Annotated in this window: 7 protein-coding genes and 1 tRNA gene; 5 read left to right on the top strand and 3 right to left on the bottom strand. The window is 31.9% G+C overall.

The features are described from left to right. Positions 1-334: 334 nt before the first annotated feature. Both V5787_RS11930 and V5787_RS11925 read right to left on the bottom strand, forming a co-directional pair. Positions 335-408 (bottom strand) — tRNA-Ile (locus V5787_RS11930). 75 nt (positions 409-483) lie between these two features. Beyond that, a complete protein-coding gene (locus V5787_RS11925; RefSeq protein WP_336893430.1) occupies positions 484-1,458 on the bottom strand; it encodes a polyprenyl synthetase family protein in 975 nt (324 codons plus the stop codon). Between the two features lie 268 nt (positions 1,459-1,726). Between V5787_RS11925 and V5787_RS11920 the strand changes: the two genes are divergently transcribed. The 5 genes from V5787_RS11920 to V5787_RS11900 all read left to right on the top strand — a co-directional run bounded on the left by V5787_RS11920 (position 1,727) and on the right by V5787_RS11900 (position 8,921). Beyond that, entirely contained in the window at positions 1,727-2,329 is a 603-nt protein-coding gene (locus V5787_RS11920; RefSeq protein WP_336893428.1) for a TetR/AcrR family transcriptional regulator, read from the top strand. A 6-nt stretch (positions 2,330-2,335) separates the two neighbouring features. Beyond that, positions 2,336-3,661, top strand: coding sequence for a TolC family protein (locus tag V5787_RS11915; RefSeq protein ID WP_336893427.1), 1,326 nt, complete (start codon positions 2,336-2,338; stop codon positions 3,659-3,661). 22 nt (positions 3,662-3,683) lie between these two features. Then, positions 3,684-4,871 carry an efflux RND transporter periplasmic adaptor subunit gene (locus V5787_RS11910; protein WP_336893426.1) on the top strand — a complete coding sequence of 396 codons (1,188 nt, stop codon included), beginning with the start codon at positions 3,684-3,686 and terminating at the stop codon, positions 4,869-4,871. 21 nt (positions 4,872-4,892) lie between these two features. Beyond that, entirely contained in the window at positions 4,893-8,360 is a 3,468-nt protein-coding gene (locus tag V5787_RS11905; RefSeq protein WP_336893425.1) for an efflux RND transporter permease subunit, read from the top strand. Positions 8,361-8,447: 87 nt separating this feature from the next. Then, positions 8,448-8,921 (top strand): regulatory protein RecX, encoded by a 474-nt coding sequence (locus tag V5787_RS11900; protein ID WP_336893424.1) that lies wholly within the window; start codon positions 8,448-8,450, stop codon positions 8,919-8,921. On the opposite strand, the gene V5787_RS11895 is transcribed toward V5787_RS11900, so the two are convergent. Continuing rightward, positions 8,887-9,519, bottom strand: a complete 633-nt coding sequence (locus V5787_RS11895; RefSeq protein WP_336893423.1) for a hypothetical protein — start codon at positions 9,517-9,519, stop codon at positions 8,887-8,889. The genes V5787_RS11900 and V5787_RS11895 overlap by 35 nt on opposite strands. Between the last annotated feature and the right edge of the window lie 65 nt (positions 9,520-9,584).

Here is a 9,584-nt window from a genome sequence, read left to right as displayed (position 1 = left end):
ATGACGTAATAATAATTTGGAATATTTTTTATTCAGATAAGCAATAAAAACAGAAGCATAGCCCCATTACGGTTTTGTTTTTGTGTGAAATATGAATGAAAAAGAAACGAATTTAATGCGTCATTTGAATGTTAAAATGGTGTACTTACCAAGTATACAGGAAACCCATCAGCTGTTTTCTCATCAGACTTAAACAATTTAATTTTTACCCATATACAGTTTCCACTATAAAAAATCGTGCAATTTTACATGTAAATACAACTATATTTACATATATCAACCAAAAAACAAAGAAATAAAAAAACCCTCAGCATTGCTGAGGGTTTTCGCTGTGTGGACCCACTAGGACTCGAACCTAGGACCACCTGATTATGAGTCAGGTGCTCTAACCAACTGAGCTATGAGTCCTAAAACGTGTGCAAAAATAACATTATTTTACAATATTCTCAACTTTTCTAAAGAAAATTATCAAAAAAAATTCTCTTAAACCGTACGTGTCATCAAATTGTCACCGAACTGTTTTAATACAAAGCTATTAGCTTCCGATATTGAAATTGTATCTAAAACAGTAAAAGCCTTATCTGTATAATTTTGAATAGCATCACGTATTAATTTATCACTTCCTACTTGCTTAAATAGTTCTTTTACTCTTTTTACTTTTACAGTATTATCATCGAGAGTTTCACTATACCAACTCAACAATTCCTCTTTAGTTTCAGTATCTGAATTTTTAAGAGCTTCAATATACAAATAGGTTTTCTTATTTTCCATAATATCACCTCCTATTTGCTTTCCAAAAGTCGCAGTATCCCCAAAGGCATCTAAATAATCATCTTGTAATTGAAAAGCAATTCCGAGATTCAAACCAAAATCATAAATCTTGTCAGCTTCTTCTTCAGGAGCGTTTGCAATAATCGCTCCCATTTTTAAAGCAGCAGCAACCAGTACCGAAGTCTTTAAACCAATCATGTTGATATACTCCTCCACCGTTACATTATCTCTAGTCTCAAAATCCATATCATGCTGTTGGCCTTCACAGACTTCCAATGACGTTTTATTAAACAATTGCATGAGTTTTTTATAATTCACACCATCATACGACTCTAACAATTGATATGCAAGAATAAACATTGCGTCTCCAGAAAGTATTGCTGTATTTACATCCCACTTTTCATGAACTGTCTCTCTCCCTCTCCGTAAAGGAGCTTCGTCCATAATATCATCATGCAACAAGGTGAAATTATGAAACAATTCAATAGCTAAAGAAGCATCCAATGCTTCTTTATAATCCTCTCCAAAAGCAGTAACCCCCATAAAAACTAAAATTGGACGCAATCTTTTCCCTCCCAAACCTAAAATATACTCAATAGGAAGATATAAATTCTTGGGATCAACCACGTTTATTTTCTCTTGTAAATGCGCTATAAAATCGATTCTATATTCTTCTATCTTCAAAATTCTAAGTTTTGTGTAAAAATAAACAAAGCACGCTTATTACAATTAAATTTTGTTAAAAAAACCTCACCGTAATTTAACGTTAAAACTTTAGAAATCATTTTTGCGCACAAAGTTTCCTTTATATATTTGCGCTTTTTAAAATAATGAAGATGAAAAAAAAATATTAGAAACAGTCCAACAAACCTTAACAATATTTAACACAAAAAACCAAGGAAACTATTTTTGTTTTACGGGTTTCCTTTATATATTTGCACTTTAAAAAAAAAAGATGAAAAAAAAAATATTAGAAACAGCCTCTGAAATGTTTTTAAACTACGGGTTTAAAAGCGTTACAATGGATGACATTGCAGAGAAAATGCACGTTTCCAAAAAAACTATTTACACACATTACAGTAATAAAAACAAATTGATAGAGGAAACCACATTAGAATTGTATGAATACGTTTCTTCTGGCATCAATTTTATTTGTAAAAAAAAAAACAATTCTATTGAAGAATTCTTTCAAATAAAGACGTTTATTCTAGAAAACATAAAATTCGAAAAGTCATCCACTGTTTATCAATTACAAAAATATTACCCTAAAATTCATGAAAATTTGATATGCAAACATTTTGATGTGATAAAAGATTATCTAACAAACAATCTACTAAGAGGTATTGATGATGGTTTATATAGAGAAGAAATTGACGTCGAATTTATAACACGCATTTATTTTAATGGGCTCAATGGAATTAATGATTCTAAAAGATTTTCATTAGACACATTTAATCAGGATTATTTACTTAAAACATATTTAGATTACCATGTGCGTGGAATAGCCACAGAAAAAGGATTACAAACATTAAAAAAAGTACAAAATCAATACAATTAACAAAAGATGAAAAAAAGCAACATCCTTTATTTATTCTTAGCAATGGTTTACACAGCCGTTGCACAAGAACCCAAACAAAAAACGATATTTAATTTAAACGAAGCAGTTGCCTATGCAAAAGTGCACAATAGAAATATTCAAAATGCCTCCGCAAGCATTCAAGCAGCAGAAGAGCAAAAATGGGAAGCCATCTCAATTGGACTTCCTCAATTGAATGGACAAATAGACTATAATACAAATATAAAAACTCCTTTTGAGACTAGTGGTGGAGATAATGAACTTCTAAATTTCATGTTCCCAAAACATGGTTTAACGCCAACTATTACTGTATCTCAATTAATTTTTGACGGCTCTTATATTGTAGGACTACAAGCTTCAAAAGTATTTTTAGATATTTCTAAAAACACCAAAGAGAAAACTGATAATGAAATCGAACAAATTGTTGTAAACGCCTATATGACAACACTTTTAACGAATGAAAGTATACTTATTTCAGAAAAAAACATAAAAAATGTAGAAGGTAATTTAAGAGAGGCTACCGCAGTATTTGAAAACGGATTGGGAGAAGAAGAAAGTGTAGAGCAACTACAACTTACATTAGCAACCTTAGAAAACACTATACGCAACTACCGAGTACTCGCAGATGTATCTAACGGATATGTAAAACTTTTATTAGGAATCGACACTGAAATCACCATCATATTAAATGACGACCTTGAAAACCTTATCCATGAATATATAACTCTTGAATCTAATTATAATCAAAATTCTATTTTTAATAATGTAGACTATAAAATTGCAGTAAATGATTCTGAAAGTCAAAAGTTATTTTACAAATTAGAAAAAGCCAAATATCTTCCATCAATATCTGCATATTTAAACACAAATTGGGTTGCTAATAATGATTCTTTTTCAGAGATATTTCAAAGTGAACAAGATTGGATGGGTACTGTTTCTGCTGGTGTCACATTAAAAATCCCCATTTTCACATCTTTTAATATTCGTTCTCAAAAAAGAAGAGCAAAAATAAACTGGGAAATTTCAGAAAACAGTCTTAAAGACACTGAACAACAATTAAAACTTGATTTAAAGAAAGTAAAAAGCGAATACACTCTTGCAACTCAAACCTATGAAAACAGGAAACAAAATTTAGCATTAGCAGAAAAAATAGAACGAAAAAACTCGATAAAATTTAAAGAAGGAATGACGACTAGTATCGAATTAAGGTCAGTACAGGTACAGCTCTATACCAGCCAACAAGAATACATCGAATCTATCATTGATGTGATCAACAAAAAAGTAGAATTAAAAAACTTATTAAACATAAAGTAATTTCCAAAAAGAATCAATTATTATGAAATATTTATACGCAATCGTTGCAAGCACAATACTCTTAACTTCTTGTACTGAAAAGGAACAAAACTCTGTAGAGGACGTAATCGAAACGGGTAATGTCACCGAAATTGAAGTAAAAAGAAAAGAAATAGAAGCTAATATAAGAGAATTTAACATTCAGCTAAAGACTTTGACAAGTGCCATTTCTCTTTATGACACTCTAAAAAAACTTCCTTTAGTTACCACATTTACCGCTACTGAAACCGTATTTAATCACTACCTAGAATTACAGGGGAACGTAAGCACTAAAAAGAACGTTTTGGTATACCCTGAAGTTTCTGGAATTATAAAAAGTATCCATGTTAAAGAAGGACAATATGTAAAAAAAGGAACCGTATTAGCAGTATTAAGCGACGGAGGATTAAGCGATCAATTGGAGCAGTTAAAAATACAAACAAAATTAACTAAAATAACCTATGAAAGACAACAAAAACTGTGGGGACAAAAAATAGGTTCTGAAATTGAATTTTTACAAGCAGAAACTAACTATTATGCAAATACCAATGCAATTAAACGATTAAAAGCACAATTTGAGAAAACAAGAATAAAAGCACCTTTTTCAGGCATCATCGATGATGTTTTTAAAGAAGAAGGAATGGTGATTACTCCAGGTCAAGACTCTGAATTATTGCGTATCGTAAACTTAGACAACATGTATATTGACGCAGACGTACCTGAAAACTACATCACCTCGATCACAAATAATAAACTTGTGGAAGTCTATTTCCCAATATTAGAAAAAACAATTAAAGCTTCTGTAGGGCACACTGCAAGTTATATCAATCCAAACAACAGAACTTTTAAGGTTGAAATCAAGATTGAAAACCCAAACCATGAGATCAAACCAAACCTAACGGCAAGACTTAAAATTAATGATTATATAAATGAAAAAGCCTTTCTTGTACCACAAAATATTATTTCTGAAAATGCAAAAGGAAATCAGTACATCTATATCATATCCGACAAAAAAGAAAACGGAGAGGCAATTGTTAAAAAACAAATTATAGAAACGGGAAAAACACAAGGAAATATAATCGAAGTACTTACAAAATTCCCTAATGGATTAGAAATTATTAACGAAGGCGCAAGAAGTGTAACCGATGGACAATCGGTAAAAATATTGAGCAACGAAACGTTAAAATTATAATCAAGTTAAATACAACTAAAAATGATTGAGAAAAAAGTTGACAAAGAATTTGGTCTGTCTAGTTGGGCTATCCACAACAAAACAACCATATATGTTATAATGGCAATGATCCTATTTTTGGGAATCTCAGCCTACAACAACATGCCTCGTGAAAGTTTTCCTGAACTAAAGGATACAAAAATCTACATTTCTACATTGTACCCAGGAAATACGGCAGAAGATATTGAAAAATTAATTACCATTCCTTTAGAAGATAAATTAAAAACGGTGAGTAATCTTGTTGAGATAACTTCTACCTCACAGGAAGACTACTCTATGATTATTGTGGAATTTGATGAAAATATTTCTATAGACCAGGCAAAGCAAAAAGTAAAAGACGAAATAGACGGAGAAACCGCAAGTGAAGACTGGCCTACTTTTAACGGAGCTAAGGTAGAGCCAAGTGCTTTTGACTTAAGTATCTCAGAATTTTTTCCAATTTTAAACATCAATATTTCTGGTGACTACCCGACTTACAAGTTAAAAGAATTTGGAGAATATTTACAGGATGAAATTGAGAATATAGACGAAATCAAACAAGTTGATATTCGAGGAGCTCAAGAAAAGGAGGTTGAAGTTGCAGTGGACATCTATAAAATGATGGCCGCACAAGTAAGTTTTGATGATATTGTTGGAGCTATAAATAATGGTAACGCAACGATGTCAGCGGGTAATTTTATTACTAGTGAACAAAGACGTACCATCCGTATTACAGGAGAAATAACAGACCCTATTGAGCTAGAAAATTTTGTTGTAAAAAACGAAGACAACAACCCTATTTACCTTAAAAACGTAGCCGACGTTTCTTTTAAAGACACAGACATAATTACCTACGCTAGAGAATATGGTGAAGAAGTAGTAATGCTTGATGTGAAAAAGAGAGCAGGAAAAAACATGGTTACTGCGGCAGATAAAATTAGAATTATTGTAGCCGATGCTAAAGAGAATATTTTCCCTAAAGATTTAAAGGTAACTATTACAGACGACCAATCTGCTAAAACAATAGGACAGGTAGATGATCTTGTAAATAACATTATTTTCGGGATCATTTTAGTAGTAACGGTATTGATGTTCTTCCTAGGGTTTAAGAATGCATTATTTGTTGGCTTTGCCATCCCTATGTCGATGTTTATGTCGTTAATGATTCTAGAAATGCTTGGATACACAATGAATACTATGATACTTTTCGGGTTAATTATGGGACTCGGAATGCTCGTAGATAACGGAATTGTAGTGGTTGAAAACGTATATCGTTTGATGGAAGAAGAAGGCATGAATCGTAAAGAAGCTGCAAAAAAGGGGATTAGCGAAATTGCTTATCCTATTATTATATCTACAGCAACCACAGTTGCAGCATTTGTTCCTTTAGGGTTGTGGCCAGGAATGATGGGTAAATTTATGGTTTTTTTCCCGATAACTCTTTCAGTAGTACTTGGGTCTTCTTTAATTGTTGCAATATTCTTTAACTCTGTATTAGTTTCTCAATTTATGAGCACTGAAGACAAAGTAATGCCTTTGAAAAGAATGATCATCATCACTTCAATTGTGGCAGGAATTGGATTTATTATTTTCTTTACAGGAGGAAGCTATGCTTCCTTAGGTTCCCTAATGGTATTTACAGCTATTATGCTCTGGTTCTATAGGTTGTTTTTAAGCAAAATAGCAAATGCATTTCAAGAAAAAGCATTACCTCGTTTTGAAAATTGGTACGAAAAACAATTAAAATACGCTTTGACTGGATGGAGAGCTAGCGTATATACAATAGGTACATTTATTGTATTGATCATAATGTTCATCGCATTTGGAGCTTCAGTTGCATCAGAAAGAACCAAAATAGAATTTTTCCCAAACAATAAACCAAATCAGATTATTGTTTACATCGAATATCCTGAAGGAACAGATATTGAAAAAACAAATGCAATTACAAAAAGAATTGAAACACGTGTTTTCGAAGTTCTATATGATGATCAATACATGGATGGAGATTACAATTTTTTAGTAGAAAGTACAGTCTCACAAGTAGGTGAAGGAGCAGGAAACCCAAATACAGACGGAGGTTCTTCTGCAGAAATGCCACATAAAGGGAAAATTACCGCCTCTATGCGTCAATTCAAATATAGACGAGGAGAGGACACCGAATTGCTACGTCAAAAGGTACAAACTGCTTTGGTAGGCATATACCCTGGTGTATTAATTTCTGTTGAAAAAGACACAAACGGACCTCCAGCAGGATCTCCTATCAATATTGAAATCGAAGGTAAGGATTATGCCGAATTGATTGAAACTGCAGAAAGAATGCGTAATTTTATCAATACAAGAAATATTGATGGAATTGACGAATTAAAAATTGATGTTAACAGAGACAAACCAGGAATTCAAGTTGTGGTTGATCGTAAAAAAGCGGGTGAACTTGGAATAAGTGCAGGTCAGGTTGGACAGCAATTACGTAATTCTATCTTTGGTAGTAAAGCTGGAGTATACAAAGAAGACGGTGAAGATTTCGATATTTACGTGCGTTTTAATAAAGAAAATCGATATAACAAAAATGCTCTTTTCAATCAAGACATTACATTTAAAAATGCATCAACGGGTGAAATAATTGGAATCCCTGTATCTTCGGTTGCCAAACAAAAAAACAATTCTGGATTCAGTGCTATTAAACACCAAGACCTAAAAAGAGTTGTAACCGTTTATTCTGCATTATCTCCAGGATATACAGATGCTGGAGCTATTGTCTCTAAAATTAAGGAAGAAATGGAAAATTTCAAAGGACTTTCAAAAAATATTTCAGTAGATTATACTGGTCAGATTGAAGAACAAGAAAAACAAATGGCATTTTTAATCGGAGCTTTCTTTACCGGAATAGGATTGATTTTCTTAATATTAATCTTACAGTTTAACTCTCTTTCAAAACCTGTAATTATAATGATTGCGATTTTGTTAAGTTTGATAGGTGTATTCGGAGGTATCGTTTTGACAGGAAACTCTTTCGTTATTATGATGACTATGATGGGAATTATTTCTCTCGCTGGTATCGTAGTAAATAATGGTGTGGTACTGCTCGATTATACACAGCTATTGATAGATCGTAAGAAAGTTGAACTGGGAATTTCAGATGTGGATTACTTATCTCATGAAGACTTATTTGTCAGTATTGTAACTGCAGGCAAATCTCGTTTGCGTCCAGTATTGTTAACTGCAATTACTACCATTTTAGGGCTGATTCCATTAGCAATCGGACTGAATATCAATTTCTTTACGTTATTTAGTGACTTTGACGCTAATATTTATATTGGAGGAGATAATGTTAAATTCTGGGGACCTTTGACATGGACAGTAATCTATGGACTTATTGTTGCAACATTCCTTACTTTAATTATAGTCCCAACACTTTTCATGTATGTTACGAAACTTAAAATGTGGTTGCATAGCAAAAGAAACAGAGCTTAATATTAGATAAATTTTAAGTTCAAAAACGACTGCAAATAATGCAGTCGTTTTTTTTGTACATCTTTATTTATTCTAAATTTTAAATTCATGAAATCTATTAAAACATACACCTTAGAGGAAGCAAAAAAAGCTTTAGAATACTATTGTATTTATCAGGATCGATCGCATAAAGAAGTAGAAGGGAGGCTTTCTAAAATGAGACTGATTCCTGAGATCATCGAAATCGTAATTTCACATCTTATTGCAGAAAATTTTTTAAACGAAACACGTTTTTCTCAAAGTTTTGCTCGTGGAAAATTTAGAATTAAAAAATGGGGTAAAAACAGAATTGTACGAGAATTAAAATTTAGAAATATAACAGACTACAACATAAAACTAGCACTAAAAGAAATAGGACAAACTGAATACATCGAAACTTTAGATAGATTAATTCAGAAAAAAAAAGAAACCACAAAAGAAGATAACCCTTTTAAAAAGAAAAAGAAAATTATTGACTACCTACTCCGACAAGGTTTTGAATCACAACTTATTTACGATATGGTGACTTATCACTTTGATTAGCCTTTTGTTTTTTTGGCCTTTTAGGAACAAAAAAAGGTTTTTCTGCATCTTCATTAAATTCAAAAACAGATTCGTCAAAAATCACCTCACTATCAAAATCCTTTTGTAAATAAATAGAGTTTATTTTCATCGTTATAGAATTATACACAGAAACCAGTTTTCCGACTTGTTCTTGTACTTCCGCTGCTTTTATAGAGCTAATTATAGACATATCTTGTAAGCGTAAGGCTTCTGAGTAAAACACGTTTAACCTTGCAAACATGCCTTTGTTATTTAATTCTTTTATCCTAAGAGAATCATTCATGACCTTAGAAAGCTCCACTAATTCTTTAGACAGTTCCAATGAAAGAGAAGGAGAAATATCCAGAAAGTTTTTCTTTAAAAAATCTGACAATGTAAAAAACTCATTCCAACTTTTTACTTTTTCCTCTACGTCAGAAATCAACTCTTTATCAAAAATATAATGTGTCTTTTCCTTAAACAAAGCCAAACTTTCTGGTTTTGGCTCGTCTATCACAATTGCTTCTTCTTTTTTCTTACAAGCAACGATTATCAATAGACAAAACAAACAAAGGGTACAAATATATTTAAAATTCACATCGAGAAGCTTTAGTTTTCTAACGAAACAAATATACGGATTTCAAAACAGCACTTTCCAAACAT

Origin of the sequence: Flavicella sp. (assembly GCF_037132785.1) — a bacterium.
GTDB lineage: Bacteria > Bacteroidota > Bacteroidia > Flavobacteriales > Flavobacteriaceae > Flavicella.
This window is presented reverse-complemented; position numbering and strand designations above follow the sequence as displayed.

Coding starts and splice junctions, on each gene's coding strand:
- V5787_RS11900 (WP_336893424.1), top strand. CDS start 8,448: ATGAAATCTATTAAAACATACACCTTAGAGGAAGCAAAAAAAGCTTTA.
- V5787_RS11905 (WP_336893425.1), top strand. CDS start 4,893: ATGATTGAGAAAAAAGTTGACAAAGAATTTGGTCTGTCTAGTTGGGCT.
- V5787_RS11915 (WP_336893427.1), top strand. CDS start 2,336: ATGAAAAAAAGCAACATCCTTTATTTATTCTTAGCAATGGTTTACACA.
- V5787_RS11920 (WP_336893428.1), top strand. CDS start 1,727: ATGAAAAAAAAAATATTAGAAACAGCCTCTGAAATGTTTTTAAACTAC.
- V5787_RS11910 (WP_336893426.1), top strand. CDS start 3,684: ATGAAATATTTATACGCAATCGTTGCAAGCACAATACTCTTAACTTCT.